Annotated in this window: 17 protein-coding genes and 1 tRNA gene; 6 read left to right on the top strand and 12 right to left on the bottom strand. The window is 43.8% G+C overall.

Going from position 1 to position 18306, the window contains the following annotated elements:
* Positions 1-31: 31 nt before the first annotated feature.
* The 3 genes from pspC to pspA all read right to left on the bottom strand — a co-directional run bounded on the left by pspC (position 32) and on the right by pspA (position 1520).
* A complete protein-coding gene (pspC, locus tag KJ365_RS08260) occupies positions 32-490 on the bottom strand; it encodes an envelope stress response membrane protein PspC (RefSeq protein WP_214451134.1) in 459 nt (152 codons plus the stop codon).
* On the bottom strand, positions 487-726 hold the full coding sequence (pspB, locus tag KJ365_RS08255) for an envelope stress response membrane protein PspB (protein WP_214451133.1): 240 nt from the start codon (positions 724-726) through the stop codon (positions 487-489). Before pspB ends, pspC begins: the two co-directional genes overlap by 4 nt.
* An 83-nt stretch (positions 727-809) precedes the next feature.
* On the bottom strand, positions 810-1520 hold the full coding sequence (gene pspA, locus KJ365_RS08250) for a phage shock protein PspA (RefSeq protein WP_214451132.1): 711 nt from the start codon (positions 1518-1520) through the stop codon (positions 810-812).
* 209 nt (positions 1521-1729) lie between these two features.
* Here pspA and pspF point away from each other — a divergent pair, with 209 nt between their 5' ends.
* From pspF to KJ365_RS08220, 6 genes are read left to right on the top strand one after another with little or no spacing between them, the layout of a single operon-like run.
* Positions 1730-2830, top strand: a complete 1101-nt coding sequence (pspF, locus tag KJ365_RS08245) for a phage shock protein operon transcriptional activator (protein WP_250884126.1) — start codon at positions 1730-1732, stop codon at positions 2828-2830.
* A complete protein-coding gene (locus KJ365_RS08240) occupies positions 2830-4455 on the top strand; it encodes an ABC transporter substrate-binding protein (protein ID WP_214451130.1) in 1626 nt (541 codons plus the stop codon). Before pspF ends, KJ365_RS08240 begins: the two co-directional genes overlap by 1 nt.
* Entirely contained in the window at positions 4452-5480 is a 1029-nt protein-coding gene (locus KJ365_RS08235) for an ABC transporter permease (protein WP_250884076.1), read from the top strand. The genes KJ365_RS08240 and KJ365_RS08235 overlap by 4 nt, the downstream gene beginning before the upstream one ends.
* Positions 5467-6360: an ABC transporter permease subunit gene (locus KJ365_RS08230; protein ID WP_214451330.1), complete on the top strand. Its 894-nt coding sequence runs from the start codon at positions 5467-5469 to the stop codon at positions 6358-6360. The genes KJ365_RS08235 and KJ365_RS08230 overlap by 14 nt, the downstream gene beginning before the upstream one ends.
* Positions 6360-7403 (top strand): oligopeptide/dipeptide ABC transporter ATP-binding protein, encoded by a 1044-nt coding sequence (locus tag KJ365_RS08225; RefSeq protein ID WP_214451129.1) that lies wholly within the window; start codon positions 6360-6362, stop codon positions 7401-7403. The genes KJ365_RS08230 and KJ365_RS08225 overlap by 1 nt, the downstream gene beginning before the upstream one ends.
* Complete coding sequence (locus tag KJ365_RS08220; protein WP_214451128.1) at positions 7396-8277, top strand: ATP-binding cassette domain-containing protein; 882 nt, start codon at positions 7396-7398, stop codon at positions 8275-8277. The genes KJ365_RS08225 and KJ365_RS08220 overlap by 8 nt, the downstream gene beginning before the upstream one ends.
* 94 nt (positions 8278-8371) lie before the next feature.
* Here KJ365_RS08220 and KJ365_RS08215 read toward each other — a convergent pair whose 3' ends face one another.
* The 9 genes from KJ365_RS08215 to KJ365_RS08175 form a co-directional block, all read right to left on the bottom strand.
* Positions 8372-9001: a hypothetical protein gene (locus KJ365_RS08215; protein ID WP_214451127.1), complete on the bottom strand. Its 630-nt coding sequence runs from the start codon at positions 8999-9001 to the stop codon at positions 8372-8374.
* Positions 9002-9164: 163 nt separating this feature from the next.
* The gene (locus tag KJ365_RS08210) at positions 9165-9989 is read right to left on the bottom strand and encodes a fimbrial biogenesis chaperone (RefSeq protein WP_214451126.1); all 825 of its coding nucleotides are present in this window, start codon (positions 9987-9989) and stop codon (positions 9165-9167) included.
* A gap of 9 nt (positions 9990-9998) precedes the next feature.
* The gene (locus tag KJ365_RS08205; RefSeq protein ID WP_214451125.1) at positions 9999-10454 is read right to left on the bottom strand and encodes a DUF4402 domain-containing protein; all 456 of its coding nucleotides are present in this window, start codon (positions 10452-10454) and stop codon (positions 9999-10001) included.
* Entirely contained in the window at positions 10451-11710 is a 1260-nt protein-coding gene (locus KJ365_RS08200) for an SPOR domain-containing protein (RefSeq protein ID WP_214451124.1), read from the bottom strand. Before KJ365_RS08200 ends, KJ365_RS08205 begins: the two co-directional genes overlap by 4 nt.
* Before the next feature lie 57 nt (positions 11711-11767).
* Complete coding sequence (locus KJ365_RS08195) at positions 11768-14731, bottom strand: hypothetical protein (protein WP_214451123.1); 2964 nt, start codon at positions 14729-14731, stop codon at positions 11768-11770.
* A gap of 116 nt (positions 14732-14847) precedes the next feature.
* Positions 14848-15978 (bottom strand): sodium ion-translocating decarboxylase subunit beta, encoded by a 1131-nt coding sequence (locus tag KJ365_RS08190; protein WP_214451122.1) that lies wholly within the window; start codon positions 15976-15978, stop codon positions 14848-14850.
* A gap of 6 nt (positions 15979-15984) precedes the next feature.
* Entirely contained in the window at positions 15985-17772 is a 1788-nt protein-coding gene (oadA, locus tag KJ365_RS08185; RefSeq protein ID WP_214451121.1) for a sodium-extruding oxaloacetate decarboxylase subunit alpha, read from the bottom strand.
* An 8-nt stretch (positions 17773-17780) separates the two neighbouring features.
* Positions 17781-18035, bottom strand: coding sequence for an OadG family protein (locus tag KJ365_RS08180; RefSeq protein ID WP_250884075.1), 255 nt, complete (start codon positions 18033-18035; stop codon positions 17781-17783).
* A gap of 191 nt (positions 18036-18226) precedes the next feature.
* Positions 18227-18303, bottom strand: a tRNA-Arg gene (locus tag KJ365_RS08175).
* Positions 18304-18306 lie beyond the last annotated feature (3 nt).

The following is an 18306-nucleotide window of genomic DNA, read 5'->3' as shown; positions in this document are numbered from 1 at the left end:
GACACAGGGGTTATAGCCTTTGTATGCTCTGCTAGAGACGATTTAATTCTCGGTTAAGCTGAAACTCTTTAGAGGTGACATAACTTTCTATTTTACGTAGACGGTTTTCACTACGAATAAAGCGCTGCTGTATGTTTAAAAATGCTTGCTTAGGTGGCATGCCCGCTTGCCAAACCTTCGCTTTTACACATACTTTCTCATCACCGTTGTTTGCATTTTTATAGCCCTTACCCGTAAATGTATGAGCGTTGCTTTTCGTGCTGTTAAGCGTACTTTCTTCATCATATAAATGCTCTGGCTTCTTGTCTAAAATCAACCAACCTGCAATGTACAAGACAAATATAAATGGACCAGCTGCAAGTAAGAATGCGGATAATACAATGATGCGAACAAGCCAAACTTCGATATTAAAGTAGGTAGCTAACCCAGCGCATACACCTGCAATTTTGCCTTGTTTAGGGTCTCGATACAGAGAACGTTTGGTGTTCATGCTCTCTCCCTCCAATTTGGTGCCTCAGAATCTAAAATCGCTTCTAGCGTTTTAATTCTCTCTGACATTTGCTCTTCTTTCTCAGCAAGGCTTTGTAATGTATGAACTTCTGATTCGCTTAGTCCTTGACTCACTTGCTTCTTGCTGCGGTAGTGTAAAATCAGCCAAATGGGCGCAACAAACATAGTAAATACGATTAATGATGTACCGGTTAGGATGACAAAGATCTCAGCCATTAGTGTTCTCCTGAATAACGTAAACGTTGGGCGAATGCATTACCATACATCTAGTATGCGATTTCGCCCGCCTTTAATCAAAGTTAGGCTTTTTTCGTTTTCTTTGTGCCAACCGCGGTAACCGAAGGTGCTGATTTATTCCCGGCCATCTTTTGCTTCAATGCCGCTAATTCATCATCAATTTTGCCATCAGTTTCTAACTCAGCAAATTCATCTTTAAGAGAGCGTTTACCCACATCGTAGGATTCTACTTGCGACTCTAAATCGTCGATTTTACGCTCAAACTGCTCGAAACGTCCCATAGCGTTGTCTACGGTCGAAGAATCTAAGCGCTTTTTTACCTGCAAACGCGAGCTCACAGTGTTTTGGCGCATGATAATTGTCTTTTGACGACTCTTGGCATCTGCTAATTTTTCTTGAAGCTGCGAAGTTTCGCTTTGTAGCTTAGCTAACTCGGTTTCAATCAACTCTAACTCATGCTCTAACGATGCCGCAGCTTCGCCAGATTTAGCCTTCTCTTGTAACGCCGCTCTTGCTAGGTCGTCTCTGTCTTTGCTAAGCGCTAATTCGGCCTTAGCCTGCCAATCGTCTGACTCCGCTTTTAACTTGTTAATTTGATGCGAAACGTCTTTTTTCGCAGCAATGGTTTTTGCTGATGCGCTACGCACTTCAACTAACGTGTCTTCCATTTCTTGGATAATAAGACGAACCATTTTCTCTGGATCTTCCGCCTTATCTAAAATTGCGTTAATGTTTGAATTAATAATATCGGTAAAACGTGAAAATATACCCATGGTATGTTACCTCTTCTATTGGAAAGTAAATAAAATTTCGATTCAACTTACTTACACCCATACAATATGCTTGCCAACTTTGTAAACATTTTAACTACATGTTTTTAATGCACTTTTTCTTTTTTTAAAAAAATATGGGTATTTGGTTTTTTTTAAAGTACACTATTATTTAGTGATTTTGACTAACTATTAAGGAACTGCCCGTGAGCATGTTTTCCAAGTCAGACAATCTAATCGGTGAAGCCAACTCGTTTTTAGAAGTATTAGAACAAATCTCTCAAGTAGCCCCGTTGAACAAACCTGTGTTAGTAATAGGCGAACGCGGCACAGGTAAAGAGCTAGTTGCTGCCAGGTTGCACTTTTTATCTAAGCGCTGGGAGCAGAATTACGTAAAACTCAATTGTGCTGCATTAAACGACAATCTATTAGAAAGCGAACTATTCGGCTATGAGGCAGGCGCTTTTACAGGCGCGAGTAAACGCCGCGAAGGACGTTTTGAATACGCTGACCAAGGCACCCTATTTTTAGATGAGCTCGCCAATACCTCTCCCTTGATTCAAGAAAAACTATTGCGCGTTATTGAATATGGTGAATTTGAACGCGTCGGTGGCACCAAAACTGTGAAAGTAGACGTGAGACTTATCGCGGCCACAAATGAAGATTTACCCACACTTGCCGAACAGGGCGAATTCAGAGCTGATTTATTAGACCGCTTAGCCTTCGATGTTGTCACCATTCCTCCTTTGCGTGAGCGTAAAGAAGATATTATGACCCTAGCGGAGCATTTTGCGATCAATATGGCCCGTGAACTTGAAATGGAGCTCTTTAGTGGCTTTAGTAAACGCGCCAGAGAAACGTTAATGGATTATAGTTGGCCCGGCAACATTCGAGAGCTAAAAAATGTGGTGGAGCGCGCGGTATACCGAAACTCTCCTCACTTACCTGTACACGATATTGTGCTCGACCCTTTTGAATCCAATTTTAGGCCAACCTCTCGAACAAAAGCGCCTGCAGCGCAGCCTGCTAACAATGTTGCTGTTACGCAAGGTGAAGCTAATTCACAAATTGATGCCGATGCCTCTCTCAATAGCGCACTGGCGCCGAGTGCTTCCGCGCAAAATTCAGCCGTGACACTCCCTGTAGATTTGAAGCAAGCTTCGCAAGATTTTGAGATAAAAGTGATCAAGCAAGCGTTAAAAGAGAGTCAATTTAATCAGAAAAAGACTGCAGAAAAGCTCTCATTGACATATCATCAATTACGAGGGTATTTGAAAAAATACAATTTGTTAGACAACGGTGACGTAGCATAATGTTTCATGCACCTTTAGTGTTCGCAAGATGGCTTTGCTTAAGCCTAATCAGCTTAACATTATTCGCGTGCGCAAAACCTTCTCTTGATAGCATCAATGCTATGACTTTTTGCTCCGAAAGTAACCCTGGCTCATTCAATCCACAGCTAGATACGTCAAGCACCACAGCCGATGCCTCAGCCCATCAAATTTACGATCGCTTATTAGAGTTTAATCCGAGTAATGGACTTATTGAGCCTGGTCTAGCGAGCAGCTGGTTAGTGAGTGAAGACGGTTTAACTTACACATTTCAGCTTCGCCGCGGTGTGCAGTTTCATACCACGCCTTATTTTACCCCAACACGCACTTTTAACGCTGATGACGTGATATTCAGTATCGACCGGTGGCGCAATTCATTTCACCCTTACCATGATGTAGGCGGCGGCAATTATCCTTATTTCGATAGCCTAAATCTCAGTGAGCGGATAAAAAGTGTAGAACGTATTAACGGTTATCGCGTTGAGATCACCCTGTACATTCCCGATAGTTCGTTTTTGGCTAATTTAGCCACCGACTTTTCGGTGATTTTATCTGAAGAATATGCAATTACACTGATGGCCGACGGTCGCCCTGCGGATTTAGACCGGTTTCCAATAGGCACAGGGCCTTACAAGTTTAGAGAGTTTAGGCAAAACCAACACATTCGCTTTGAACGCCATGCAGATTACTTTTTACCCACTACAGGCCCACAGCAGTTAGTATTTGATATCACCGCCAAAGGCAGTTTGCGCATGGCCAAACTCATTACGGGTGAATGTGATGCCGTTGCTTTTGCCTCACAAAGTGATTTAGCGGTGATTGAAGAGCGAGAAGATCTTACCTTATTAGAAAAACCCGGGCTAAACGTAGGCTTTTGGGCCTTTAATACCAGTAAGCCTCCTTTTGATAACCCCAATGTGCGCAGAGCATTAGCGCTAGCCATTGATAAAACATCCCTGTTAGATGCGGTTTACCTAGGCCAAGCGACTCGAGCAAAAAGCTTAGTGCCTTCAGCATCATGGGCATATCAGGCCAATGCGAAAGAGTTGGGGTACAACCCAGTGCGCGCCAGAGAACTGCTTGACCAAGAGGGCGTTCCGTTTAATTTCACCATGAACGTATGGGCGATGCCGGTTCAGCGGGCATACAATCCCAATGCAATGAAAATGGCACAGCTTATTAAGAGCTACTTGGCAGATGTTGGTATAAATGTGAACATCGTTAGCTATGACTGGAATATATTTCGTGAAAACTTACGTATGGGCCTTCACGACTCAGTACTCATTGGTTGGAACGCCGATAATGGCGACCCAGATAACTTTTATCGTCCGCTACTGACCTGTGATGCTATCCCTTCAGGCACCAATAGAGCCATGTGGTGTAATCCACAATACGATGCATTAGTCGAGCAAGCATTACTTATAGATGACTTTGATGCTCGCACGTTGATATATCATCAAGCGAATACACTATTGTTTGAAGAAATGCCCTTAGTGCCGATTGCTCACGCGTTTCAATATCAAGCCCTTCGCAGCGAAATCAAGAACATGCAAATCAATCCATTTGGCGGTATCCGCTTTGACTCTGTAGAGCGGCAAGCTCAATGAAATTGTTTATACGCTATCTAAATTTAATGGTGGTCACCATTTTCATTTTGATTGTGCTGTCTTTTTTTCTGCCGTTTCTTTTCCCTGGGGATTTACTCACGAATATCTCTGGCATCGTCGCGCAAAGTGCTGATCAAAGAACTGCGTTGGAGCAGGTGTATAAGCTCGATCAGTCTATTTTTCATCAATTTATCTTTTATATTGAAAGTCTGTTAAACAGCAATTGGGGCGTTAGTACAAACGACCAGTCTAATCTCTATCAAGAAGTGTCGTTAGCTTTTCCAGCGACCTTAGAACTGGTTGGCTACGCGCTTTTAGTTTCCATTATTATCGGTATTCCAATTGGCTTTATTAGTGGTTTAAAAAACCACAACCCCTTCGACTTTTCTGTGGTGACTTTTTCGATGGTGGGCTATTCATTTCCAGTGTTTTGGCTGGCGCTGATATTCATCACAATATTTTGTCTTCAGCTCGAATGGCTTCCTATTTCTGGGCGTATTGATTTGTTGTTTGATGTACCCGTAGAAACAGGCTTCATTTTGTTAGACATTGCTCGCTCTGATATTCCTAATAAGCCCGATGCATATCTAGATGCCCTGCACCATTTGATTTTGCCGACCGCATCCGTTGCGATTGTTACAACAGCCTTGTTTATTCGCTTCACGCGTCGCTCAATTATGGATGTGATGGATAAAGGCTATATTATTGCCGCCAAATCACGCGGCTTTACGCAGCGCCAAATTTTCTTTAAACATGGTTTAAAAAACGCGTTGTTGCCAATATTACCTATATTAGCGCTACAGATTTCTACCTTGATCACCAATGTCATGATCATCGAAACCATTTTTTCTTGGCCTGGCATTGGACGCTGGTTGATTCAGGCAATTTATCAACAAGATTATCCCGCTATCCGCATCGGCATGCTGATTGTGTCACTGTTTGTCATGGCCATGACAATTACCATAGAATTTATCACTCGTGCGATGAATCCAGCACGTGAGCGAGCCGAAAGTGCAGCGGTTTAATCTTTATCAAGAAGAATATCATCCCTCGCCTCTGGTCAATATTTGGATAGAGTTCAGGCGCAGCCATATAGCATTAGCTGGCTTCGTTTTGCTCGTATTGTTTGTCGTAATCACTATTCTTGCGCCCATTATTGCACCCTTTGACCCCTACCTACAAAATACCAATGCGATTTTGCTACCCCCTGCTTGGGAGCCTAACGGCTCTGCGATTCATTTATTGGGGACAGATGGCTTAGGACGAGATGTATTTTCTCGTCTTTTATATGCGTGCCGCATTACGTTTGGCAGTAGCTTAGTGATTGTTGCTGTGTCGGTCCTTATTGGCGTAGGGTTAGGTGCGTTAGCAGGCGTGCTAAGTGGCGTGCGCTCATCGGTTATCAATCATTTACTCGACTCGATTATGTCTATCCCAACCTTGTTGATTGCCATTATCATCGTTGCAATCTTAGGAACGGGTTTAACCAACGCGATGCTCGCGATTACGCTGGCGCTGATCCCGCAATTTGTGCATCAAACTCGTACATTCGTTCGCAACGAGTTACAAAAAGACTATGTGCTGCTCGACAGACTCGACGGTGCCTCATCGCCAAGAATATTCATTTACTCCATTTTGCCGGGCATGGTGGAGTTAATCGTGGTGCAGGCGACCATTGCATTATCGGTGGCGATTATAGACATTTCTGCACTGGGCTTTTTAAACTTAGCCGCACAAGACCCCCTGATTGAATTAGGACTAACACTATCGCAAGGTTTAGAAGTCGCCTATGTCGCCCCATGGCTCATTATTTTGCCCGGCCTTTGTATCTTCTTGATGATACTCAGCGTGAACATAGTAGGCGAAGGACTGCGCTCGGCACTTCGCAATAGGTTGCATCACTGATGGCTTTGCTTGATATTAAAAATCTTACGCTGTACATCGATATTGGCGGCGATACCGTAAAAGCCCTCGACAAAGTGAACTTGCAGCTTGATGAAGGCGAGATTCGAGCATTGGTGGGTGAATCTGGGTCAGGTAAAAGCTTGGCGGTGAGGTGTATCATCGGCGCCATACCCGAATATTGGTCAATCAAGGCCGACCGAATCACCTATCAAGGACAAGACCTTCTAAATATGTCGTATGAGCAGAGAAGGCAAATCATGCGTCGGGAAATTGCGGTGGTCTTTCAAGAGCCTACTTCGTCGCTCGACCCCTCGGTCACTATTGGTGAACAACTAGAAGAAAGTATTCCACCAGAGCTTATTAAGCGCGGTTGGTTTTGGCAGCAAAACAAGCAGCGCAAGCGCATTGCCATTAGCTTGATACATCGGGTTGGCATCAAAGACCATGACCAATATCTAAAAGCTTATCCTCATGAGATCCCTATAGATGTGAGCCAAAAAATTATGATTGCGATGGCGCTCGCCTCTGAGCCAAAAATTTTGATTGCAGATGACTCCACTCGCGGCATGGAAAGCACAACAAAAACACAAATACTGCGCTTGCTAGAAAAGCTTAACAAAACGAAAAAACTCGCTATATTGTTTGTGAGTCACGACTTATTAGCCATTACCAGCGTTGCGCACAGCATGACCGTGCTTTATTGCGGGCAAACCGTAGAATCTGGCAAAGTGAAATCACTTTTAAAGCGCCCTTTACATCCATACACCAAAGCATTGTTAGACAGTGCGCCTAGCTTTCAACTATCGCTACCAACAAAATCACCATTGATAGCCCTCGGCGGGACAATACCTACCCTGCAACACTTGCCAGCGGGCTGCAGACTCGGGCCTCGCTGCCCTAATGCGCGCAAAGAATGTGTCATTGTACCTCCGCCTCGCTCGATACAAGATCATACCTATAGCTGCCACTTTCCGCTTCACGTGCCCGAAAAAATTGCTAAGCGTGCACCCAAACTATCGCGGGGGTTAGGCGCAGATGACTAAAATACTATCGGTAAGAGACATAGAGTATCGGCATTTTATTAAACGCGGGCTGTTTGGTAAGCAGCAAATATTTACGCTAGGTCCTATAAGCTTTGACATGTACAAAGGTGAAACAATTGCCTTAATTGGCAATAATGGCTCTGGTAAAAGTATGCTAGCAAAGGCATTAGTGGGCGCACTGCAGATTGAAAAAGGCGAGATTGAATTAATGCCTGATGCAGATGCACCCGCAGAATATGCCGAAACGCAAGTTGAAAGCCCGGCAAAAGGGGCGAATGACGATAGTCAACGCTTTAGCGTAGCATTGCCTCAAGAGGCACGGATAAACGCTAGAAAGCAAGATATCCGAATGATACTACAACACAGCGCAGACGCGCTAAACCCTGCGTTATCTATTGGCACAGTGCTCAATCAAACACTCAAGCTAAATACAAAATTAGGCGAAACTGCCCGAAGAGAAAAAATCGAAGAAACCTTAGTTAAGGTGGGGTTGCTCAGAGAACACTACTACTTTTATCGCCATATGCTATCAGACGGTCAGCAGCAGCGTATCGCATTAGCAAGAGCCTTGTTGCTTGACCCAAAAATCATCGTTGCCGATGAGCCGTTTGCCGCACTTGACCCATCTGTGCGCTCGCAAACCGTCAATTTGATTCTTCAGTTACAAAAAGAGCTCGGACTGAGTTTCGTCTTTATTTCTCACAACATTGGCATTGTGCGCCACATTAGCGATCGCGTAATTGTATTAGACAAAGGACAGATTATTGAGCAGGGTGTGACATCTGAGGTATTCACTAACCCGCAACAAGCGATTACCCAAAAGTTGATTCAGTCTCATTTTGATTTAGTTGAGAAGCATTTTGCTAAGCTTTAGCAGCAGCCCTTGGCATAAGACGTAAAAAAGCCAGCGGTTAAGCTGGCTTTTGAATGACGTCGTACAAACGCATTTAAACGTTTAAATGCGGATTTTAGTAATCTACAACTACACTGTAGGTCCCTGTATAGGCACCGTCACCAAAGCTAACAGCATCTGCAGTAGGCGTTGTGATTGTTCCACCCATCAAAAAGCCTACAGCGCCTGTGGCGTCAGTAACCAAATTAGAAGTGCCTGATTGGTCATATACATCGCCAGGGTTAGTACCACCAACAATTTCGAAGTTTGTGGCTGTTACCGTCATTGCCAATATTGCGCCAGGCGAAGCTGGGTTTGTCAAGTTAGCAGTAGGTAAACCTGTTACTCGAACTGCCGTAAACGGCGCAGCACCCGTAATAGAATATTCTGCTGGGCTACCCGGCAAAATTTCAGTAAAAGATGCTTCAGATGTACCTGTACCATCCACTCCGAGTACAATAGTCGCTGGGCTACCGTTAGCATTTACAGTAATTGATGCTGCAGGAGACAAAGCGTTTGTACCATCGTAGCTGTAAGCAAGACGTACCGTGCCGAAGTCTAGTGGAGCAACTTCTTGTAAAGTAAATGCATTAGACACTGTAATAGTAGCAGTAGAGCTAACAGTTTCTTGTGCGAGAGCGTGCGACGCGCCTAGTGATAGTGAGGTCGCAACTAACGCGATATAAATATGATTGCGTTTAAACATGGAATTCTCCGATTGTTTTAAATAAACTACGACACAGAAACGCAAGGAGACTCGCGAACTCTCTGTCTCTAGCAGAACGTTAGTCCTACTAAGGTTATAAAATTAACCTACAATGAATTTATCGTCGTGTTCACAAATAACATTAGCGGTATTTTAAAATTTTTTATAAATCAAGCGGAAAGAGCTCTTCAGTAAAGGTTTTACCGTTGAATTCAGCAGCGCCCTCGTAACGAATTTTTAGCTCGCCTTTGCGGCTTTCCGGCAAGCCCATCCAACTAAGCATTGCGTTGTATGAATCAGCCTCACCGAAAATGCTTACACCATTTAATAGTCCCACTTGCTCAAAGCTCTCGCTGTCGCTTGACCTGTAAAACGCTTTAATTGTGCCATAAGTTGAATATTCACCTCGCTTATCCAATGCCACAAGGATGTCTGCAAACTTATTGTCTTGATCAGGTCTCTCTTGCACCTTCACATTTGAAACAGATACCTGTGGAGATTGGTAACCGACGTTTAATAGCACGGGAATAGAATAAGACACTAAAACATTTAGCTTCATACTGATTCCATCAACCTCTTCATCACTTTCTTCAATTGCTGGTGGAAGCGCGCTAAAAAGAAGATGGGAACGGTATTCACCCGGCTCCATATTTGCACTCCTCCTTGCCACAATTTTTACAACTTGGCGCTCTCCTGGACCAAGAGTTACTTGTCGAGGAGAGAATCGCATTAGGTCGCTTGCTTTCTTTCTACCTTCAGCTTCTTCTGTTTTCAGTACTTGGTAACTCCCACCAGAAACTTGACGCTGCTCTACCCATTCTAGGCGGTAGCTTCTTGTATCAGTCGTAGAGTTAACTAATATCACTTGCTGAGTGCGTTCTCTTTGATCAAATACAATACGTTTCGGAGTTACCAACAAATTCCCATATGCCGGCGCAATTGCACTTAAAAAAACTAATAATACGGTCATGCTTGTAATGGTTTTCATTTTTTGCCTCTAAAATAAAAATGTCACTCTATAATTTATGCGGTAATCAGTCTGCGCAAAGTTTAGGTTCCCGCTTCCTGACGTAGATATTGTTCCACCAACAAATAATTCAGCCTCACCGTTGCCATCTGCAACTAAGTAATCCGAATAATCGGTTAATGAAAACGTAAAAAATTCCTGAGATGTCGTAAGGGGTGTCATTGTTGTTGCATTATGTGACATCGTAATTCTAATGCCTGTATTTGGAGCAAGGTTGTCAATTAAGAATCGCCCTGAGCTTGGTGGCTCAACAATTCGCAGTGACGGTGACACTATTGTATTTCCAAACTTGTCTATGGTTAGAGAAGATACTGAGTCATTGCTTATTATTGCAATGGTTCCAAAATCCAATGCCTGAAGTTCGAAAACTTCAGCGCCGCTAGTGCTTGGTAATATTAATAATACAAATACACAACGATGTTTCACGGTAGTCTCTTACCTACAAATTTGGTGCTACGACAATATTGATTCTCGCTAGTAAGTTTCTGACACGCTTCATCTGCGGTGTCCTTCGAAGCAAAGCCACCGGCACGCAGACTATAGAACAGCTTGTTATTAACTGTTACAAGCTCAGTTGCAGCCACTAAACCACATAGCTCATCGGCGTAATCGCTACTTAAATTTTTCCATCCCTCGATAGCGGCCTGCATTGAACTGTATGAAGCTAGATGCAATGCATAACCCTTTCCTATCAGTTCTTGACGCGCTATACGGCATTCTCCGCTAGTGTTAATATTATTGTTGCGATTTACCTGAGACGAGAACTTGCTAACGCCTCCAACAATATCTCTTGGGTCAATATTCTGTTGCTTGAATTTCGCATCCATTATCGAATCAGGTATACCTTCATCACTTGGTGAGGTTTTGAACTTACCATCAATATCATTATCAGTGGCTGTTGACACAATAGTCTCAAAACTTGATTTTCTTTGAGGTACCTGAGTAGAGTTTGGTTGCAGCTCATCAACTCCGACAGCACGCACATCTTGAATAGGCAAAGAGTCTTGCGCTTGTGCGTCCTCTCGAAGGTACTTCGCAACCGGCGCAACGGCTTTTACTTTTGGCGCATTACTTTCAGACACATCAGTATTTTCCAAATCTAGATTTTGCGAGGCTAGGTTTAACTCAATTGCAGGAGTCAAAGGCACTTCTTCCGATGCTAATGGCGGCAAATCTGTTGATTTAGTCGCAACAGAATTTTGGAGCTCCTGCAATAGTGTCTCATCTGCGAATACGGAAGCTTTGCTAAACTTTTCAGCCTCTACCGTCTCTGCGTCAAAGTCACCGGTTATATCTTTAGCGTCAGAAAAGCTCATTGTCTCGTAAGCTAACAACTCTTCTTCTGATTCGATTGCTTTTTGCAGTTCAGCGCTGCTAGGCAGCGTATCGTTGGTTTGATCAATATTGTTAAGCATATATTGTAAATCTGATTCAAGGGAGATCAGATTTATCAATGCGGGCTTCATCGTCGCCCATTCTTCTATAATTGCACTCAACTCTTCGGACTGCCTTAATGAAGCCTGCTCTTCAAAGTTTTTGACACTTTGTGAAGTACCTACTTTTGACAAACTGCTGCACCCACTTATCAGTAGTAGCAGAAAGGTGACAATAATAAACAGTGTGGGCTTTGGCATATTTAACACTCTTGTCAATGTTTTGGCATATTTTGATTTTTTGCTCATAAATCACTCCTGAGCAAAAAGCGGACCATTTCGCCCCAAGTGTTTTGTAACACCCACCTATTTCTGCCGATTATCAGCAATATGAACAGAGGGGATGTGATTTATTTCTACTGAATGGGCTACGACTTCACATTCTTCATATTTACTGCGGATAGATGCGCATACCTTTTGGGCAATATCTAAATCTTCGAAAAGTCCTAATGCAATTTGTGTTTTTTGATCGCGTTCTAATACAAATGCAGTTTCTTTAAATACATTTAAAAACGATTGGCTCTTGGCTTTTTTCCAAAATAAATTTGCCACACGCTTGTTTGTGAAGCCACCAATGATAGGCGCGAAGCCTTGAGCGAACTCTTTCTCCTCGATATATAAATCAAGGCCTGAAAGGAGACCCGTTTCATTTGTTATTCTTATAGTTTGCATAGGTGCTGCTTTAAATCTTGTGCGCTCTAAATAATCAGGATTCAAGCGCAATGAATACGTACCCGACACAACACCATTGAATAAATAATAGCCATCAAACTCAGTTGTCGTCTTATGCCTTACTACGCCATTTTTATCTAATAGCTCTACCGTTGCTCTACTAATAGGAATTTTAACATCTAACTCATTTACAGCCTGAACAAGCCCCTCTATCTCGTTTCCAATGGCAAGTGGGAAATCGAGGTTGTCGATGTGACCAGCTCTCGACTTTATGGCTACTCCTTCAACAAGAGGCACTAAGAATGGGTCATCAAGCGTACTATAGTCTAATGTAATGTCAGTGATGCGGCCGTCTGGCAGGTTGGTAAGCGCGGCAATTCCGTTTTCGTTGGTTAAAGCGTTCATCCTAGACTGAATAGACATCACTTTTACATCGGGAATTAATTGCTCACCCATATCGTAGTAACCATTCACATTTTCATCTATGAACACCCTTACTAGTAGGGATGATTTGGTTGCTACTGTATTGACGCTTCTAAATACACTGTTATATTGGACCGGTGCTCCACCTAAGCTCACCTGTGCATTAATACCAACACTAGCGCCGAGCACATCTGACTGCTTTACGACTCCTGTCAGGCTAAATGAGTCTGTATTCCACGAAGTTTGCAATTGGAAGTCGTTTGTCTTGTTTAGGATATTTCTATTGTATGTAAATCTGCTAGAAATGTTGTCGAAGGGTAACCAACTTACATCTAACCTTACATCATTAAAATCAAAACCATCTTGGAATGTGTATGCCGCGTTGACGCGCGTGAAAACTGGCCCAAAGGCTCGCTGAACCGATATACCTCCAATCCGCTGCTCATCGCCAGATACGGGGTTTATGTACGCAATATTGTTGAAAATATCAATAAACTTGGAAGTAAAGCCAATTGAATTTCTAAATTCGAATCTATCTCCTGAGTCTTGAGTTGTAATCGCAAAATCATTTCTATAAGACAATGAGAGTCCAGCGGCTACCGGAATTTGTCCACTAATATCGAGTCTTGATAAAAGCTGATCGTTTCGTATTTGTGTGATTTCATTTTGAGAGGAGTTGTATGTCACCCCCAAAGATACATTTTGCTGCCAAAAACTCCCGCGTGCATTTGCGCTTACTTGATAATTTTCCTTGTCGTCTGCTTGTAAATTTGTCCCTAAAATAAATCTATTAGCCACCGCCGTGTTCGTTGCAATAGTGGCAACATTAGTCGGATTATCACCCCCTAATTGTGAGCTAAGTCCAGCGTTTAACGCGGTGTTTCCAAAAATAGTTTTTTGAATATTGCCTGACACATTAAACCCCTGGTCTTCATCTCCCAGTATGGTTTGCTCTTCTAAACCAAATAAAGATTTGCCATTTTGATTTATCGACAATTGATACTTCACTTTGTTTGAAGACACTGCCGCGCGATCCAAAATACGTTCTTCTGTCCTCTCTACTACCTGCCCCTGCGGCCCATACATAACAATACGCAGTTTGTTGATACCCGCATCTAGAGGGATATCATTGAACTCAAATCTACCGGTTTCAACTTCAAATTGTTGTCCACGCAGAACGCCGTTAAGGTAAAGCTCAACATCCCAACCACTCTGGATTTCACCTGCTACAGAGGTCGCATCCAAGTTGATATCATTATTACGAGTTAGATTATCAATTAAAACCCCTCGAGATTGGCGTAACGTAGCGCCATTTGATTGTCGAACGGGAGTAATATCTCCGATCTTTATGTTTGCTAGGTTATTTATACCAAACAACCTATTGTTCTCATCACTCTTGCTCACTTGCAGACGTGCAATATTTAACCAATCTCGATTGCTGCCGCTCAAAAAAAACTGAGTGTTAAATAATGCAACATCACGACTACCAAGCAAGCTATAGCTGCTATTAACCTCATTTCGGTCATTGGAGTAAAGGGCATTGAGTTGTAAATCTATCGCTTGGGGTGAAAGCAAGCCAAAGCCACGACGCAAGCGACTATATTTAATATCACTCGCATTACCACTGCGAACCTGTCGCCTTTGACGTTCTATCCTTTGTTGAAAAGGTAATTTGCTTCTTGAGTCAAAATAAAGCATCAAATCTTGAAAGTCAGCTCTTCCGGCCAGACCAAACCAACCATTTATTCTTTCAAGTGAAACATATAAAATACCATCTACAATCGTAAAATCATTATTGGATAATGCCTGAGCGGCTCCTTCAGGATCATAGATGATTGGAGTATTCGGAGTTTCAGAATATCCCAATGTAAACGTGTTTTCCTCATCAATAAACCAGCCAGAAAACCGCTTTAAATCTTGCTCATAATATATGGGGAAGTCTAATGCTATTAATAACCCTTCAAGTTCTACATGAACAGATTCGGTCGTTTTAATTGCAAAGACTTCACCAAAAACATAGTTATCAATCCTTACAGTCATTATTAACTCTTCGCCATCGGCAAATCTGGACTCGACCTGTTGGTCAGCAACGACGCTTATAATTGGCGCGTCTGCTTGTCCATGCGCAATATCCGACATGCAAAGAAAAATAAGAATAAGTATGGCGCGATACAACGCAAGCCCCTCGATTGATTCTAAAAGGAAGAATTAAACGAGTGATAAGCAAAGACTATTCCACTTTATAACCTGCGAGATAAAAAGACTAGGCTGAGTTGCTACAGAGAAAAGAACTAGCCCACCAACGCCAACAAAATCCCCGCTGCCACCGCCGAGCCTAATACACCGGCCACGTTTGGCCCCATAGCATGCATCAGCAAGAAGTTATGAGGGTTGGCCTCAAGCCCCACTTTATTGACCACGCGCGCAGCCATCGGCACGGCTGACACGCCTGCGGCGCCAATCAGTGGGTTGATGTTTTCAGTGCTCAGTTTGTTCATGAGCTTGGCCATTAACACACCTGCGGCAGTACCAATCGAGAAGGCCACTGCGCCAAGTGCCAAAATTCCGAGGGTCTCGACCGTCAAAAATTTATCGGCGCTGAGCTTTGAGCCAACCGCTAGGCCTAAAAAGATAGTCACGATATTAATCAGCTCATTTTGTGCGGTGTTACTAAGACGGTCTACAACGCCACATTCTTTGAGTAGGTTACCAAAACAAAACATACCCACTAGCGGTGTGGCACTGGGCAAAAAGATAAGTGTGAGCACGAGAACCGCGAGCGGGAAAAGGATTTTCTCTTTCTTGCTTACGACTCTTAGTTGCGTCATTGGCAACTTGCGTTCTTCTTTATTGGTTAACGCCTTCATAATGGGCGGCTGAATAATGGGCACCAGTGCCATATATGAATAGGCGGCAACGGCAATCGCACCGAGTAAGTCGGGGGCTAACTTTGAGGCTAAAAAGATAGCAGTTGGGCCGTCTGCTCCGCCAATAATCGCGATGGCAGATGCATCTTTTAAGGTGAACTCAAAGCCTGGGATGCCATTGAGTAAAATAGCGCCAAATAAAGTCGCAAAAATACCAAACTGTGCGGCGGCCCCTAGCAATAACATGCGAGGGTTGGCAATGAGTGCGCCGAAGTCAGTCATCGCACCCACGCCCATAAAAATAAGCAGTGGAAAGATGCCGGTATCAACACCTACATAGTAAATATAGTGCAGTAAGCCGCCCACTTCTGAAAAGCCCACCAAGGGAATGTTGGTTAACAATGCGCCAAAGCCTATTGGCAGCAATAACAAGGGCTCAAACTTCTTAGCAATGGCTAAGTACAATAAACCAAAACCAACTAGCATCATGATAATCTGGCCAAGCTCAAAATGCGGCAGCGCTGTGCTCTGCCAAAGGGTCATCCACTTATCCATGTTTGGCTACCCTATCGTCAACAAAGGCTGACCAGATTGCACAGAGTCGCCCTCTTTCACCATTATGCTATTTATCACGCCGTCATGAGCGCTTCGTACTTCGGTTTCCATTTTCATGGCTTCGAGGATGAAAATAACGTCTCCGTGGGTAACGGTTTGACCTTCCGACACCATCACTTTGACGATATTGCCAGACAGCGGGGCGTTTACCTCATGCGCGGACCCGCTGGCGCTAGGCGCGGGCGCAGACTCTGCAGGCTGAGCATTTGACTTAAGTTGAACGCTCCTTAATTCACCTTCTGACACTTCCACTTTGTACACCTTGCCGTTAACTCTGACCGAATAAGCGCTGGCCTGTTCGTTTACAGGTGCAGCAGCATTAGGTTTAACAGTTTCTTGAGGCGTTTCGCTAGGTGGGGCTTCAAACGCACCTGGATTATTGCGATTCTCTAAGAACTTTAACCCTACCTGCGGAAACAAGGCATAGGTAAGCACATCATCCACTTCATTTTTAGCAAGTGTAATAGACTTTTCAGTGGCAACTTCTTTTAGCGTATTCGTTAACGTTTCTAATTCATCTTCTAATAAGTCAGCCGGCCGACAGGTTATAATCTCAGCGCCATCTAGTACCCGCTCCTGCAGAGCTTTATTCACTTGGCTAGCTGTCGCACCATATTCGCCTTTAAGCACCCCAGCGGTCTCTTTGGAGATAGACTTATAGCGCTCACCAGAGAGCACGTTAATCACCGCTTGTGTACCCACTATTTGTGAAGTGGGTGTCACTAGTGGGATAAAGCCAAGGTCTTCGCGAACGCGAGGGATTTCTAGCAACACTTCGTCAAAGCGGTCAAGCGCACCTTGCTCTTTTAGCTGGCTTTCCATATTGGTTAGCATGCCACCGGGCACTTGTGCCGTGAGAATGCGCGCATCAACCCCTTTTAAGCTACCTTCAAACTGCGCATATTTTTGACGTATCTGTCTAAAGTAAGCGGCTATTTCTGCCATCCCCGACCCATCAAGGCCCGTATCTCGTTGGGTACCTTCAACAATGGCGACTATGGTTTCAGTGGCGGTATGGCCATAGGTCATAGACATAGGCGATATTGCGGTATCGAGCATATCAATGCCCGCGTCTATCGCTTTTAGATAAGTTGCTGTACTAAGCCCTGTGGTTGCATGGCATTGCATCGCGATTGGCACGTTTACCGTTGCTTTGAGCTCAGTTACAAGCTCTTCGCAATCGTAGGGCTTGAGCAAACCCGCCATATCTTTAATGCAGATGGAGTGCACACCTAAATCTTCGAGTTGTTTCGCCATTTCAAGCCAAAACGCAAGGTTGTGGACTGGGCTGACAGTATAAGCGAGAGTACCTTGAGCGTGAGCACCGACCTTTATGGCGCTGGCCACTGCCGTTTGTAAGTTTCGCACATCGTTCATTGCGTCGAAAATGCGAAATACGTCAACGCCATTGGTATGGGCACGCTCAACAAAGGCGGTTACAACATCATCTGCATAATGGCGATAACCTAACAGATTTTGACCACGCAGTAGCATCTGCTGACGGGTTTTGGGCATCGCTTTTTTAAGGGCTCTGATACGCTCCCAAGGATCTTCACCTAAATATCGAATGCAAGCATCAAAAGTTGCACCGCCCCACGACTCTAACGACCAATATCCCATATCATCAAGCTTGGCAGCGATGGGTAACATATCTTCAAGACGTAAACGAGTAGCAAGCAGTGATTGGTGTGCATCACGAAGCACAAGCTCCGTAATCTTCAACGGATGAGGCATAGTATTCCCTATTTGTGTTTATGTTGATGCAGGTGGACTGCAGCGCCAATGGCGGCGACAATATCCGGGTTTACCGTCGTTGTTTTATTATTATTTTGAATGCGCAATGATTGAGGCGTTTGAGGATGAGCCTCATCTTTAGCAGTAACGTTTGCAAACCAAGTGATCGCTTTTATACCACCAATTAGCATGGTCAAAAAACCAAATACAACCACCATGCCCACGGCCAGCAATAATGCGGCTTCGTTTAGTTGTTCGCCCAACTTTATTACTCCCACGTCACCTTAATTCAATCTCAGCAATATTTAATATCACGCACAGTTTTAAAACACAATAAGACCAAAGGCGCTTATTGTTTTAGCGCAATGTTTACGCTTACTAAGAATTAAAAAGGAGTGACTTTTTTGAAGGGCTAAACACAAAAAAACCACCGCAAAGGGTGGTATTTTGAATGTGGCGCGTGCGGAAGGATTCGAACCTCCGACCGCCTGGTTCGTAGCCAGGTACTCTATCCAGCTGAGCTACGCACGCGCT

Source organism: Glaciecola sp. XM2 (assembly GCF_018595715.1).
In the GTDB taxonomy this organism is placed as follows: Bacteria; Pseudomonadota; Gammaproteobacteria; order Enterobacterales; family Alteromonadaceae; genus Glaciecola.
Note: the sequence above shows the minus strand (reverse complement) of the source record. Positions and strands in the feature narration are given on the sequence as shown.

What these genes read in the sequence shown, in the direction of transcription:
- KJ365_RS08225 (WP_214451129.1), top strand. Translation starts at nt 6,360, where the DNA reads ATGGCTTTGCTTGATATTAAAAATCTTACGCTGTACATCGATATTGGC.
- KJ365_RS08210 (WP_214451126.1), bottom strand. Translation starts at nt 9,989, where the DNA reads ATGAAAACCATTACAAGCATGACCGTATTATTAGTTTTTTTAAGTGCA.
- KJ365_RS08190 (WP_214451122.1), bottom strand. Translation starts at nt 15,978, where the DNA reads ATGGATAAGTGGATGACCCTTTGGCAGAGCACAGCGCTGCCGCATTTT.
- pspF (WP_250884126.1), top strand. Translation starts at nt 1,730, where the DNA reads ATGTTTTCCAAGTCAGACAATCTAATCGGTGAAGCCAACTCGTTTTTA.
- pspC (WP_214451134.1), bottom strand. Translation starts at nt 490, where the DNA reads ATGAACACCAAACGTTCTCTGTATCGAGACCCTAAACAAGGCAAAATT.
- pspA (WP_214451132.1), bottom strand. Translation starts at nt 1,520, where the DNA reads ATGGGTATATTTTCACGTTTTACCGATATTATTAATTCAAACATTAAC.
- KJ365_RS08200 (WP_214451124.1), bottom strand. Translation starts at nt 11,710, where the DNA reads ATGAGCAAAAAATCAAAATATGCCAAAACATTGACAAGAGTGTTAAAT.
- pspB (WP_214451133.1), bottom strand. Translation starts at nt 726, where the DNA reads ATGGCTGAGATCTTTGTCATCCTAACCGGTACATCATTAATCGTATTT.
- KJ365_RS08240 (WP_214451130.1), top strand. Translation starts at nt 2,830, where the DNA reads ATGTTTCATGCACCTTTAGTGTTCGCAAGATGGCTTTGCTTAAGCCTA.
- oadA (WP_214451121.1), bottom strand. Translation starts at nt 17,772, where the DNA reads ATGCCTCATCCGTTGAAGATTACGGAGCTTGTGCTTCGTGATGCACAC.
- KJ365_RS08220 (WP_214451128.1), top strand. Translation starts at nt 7,396, where the DNA reads ATGACTAAAATACTATCGGTAAGAGACATAGAGTATCGGCATTTTATT.
- KJ365_RS08235 (WP_250884076.1), top strand. Translation starts at nt 4,452, where the DNA reads ATGAAATTGTTTATACGCTATCTAAATTTAATGGTGGTCACCATTTTC.
- KJ365_RS08215 (WP_214451127.1), bottom strand. Translation starts at nt 9,001, where the DNA reads ATGTTTAAACGCAATCATATTTATATCGCGTTAGTTGCGACCTCACTA.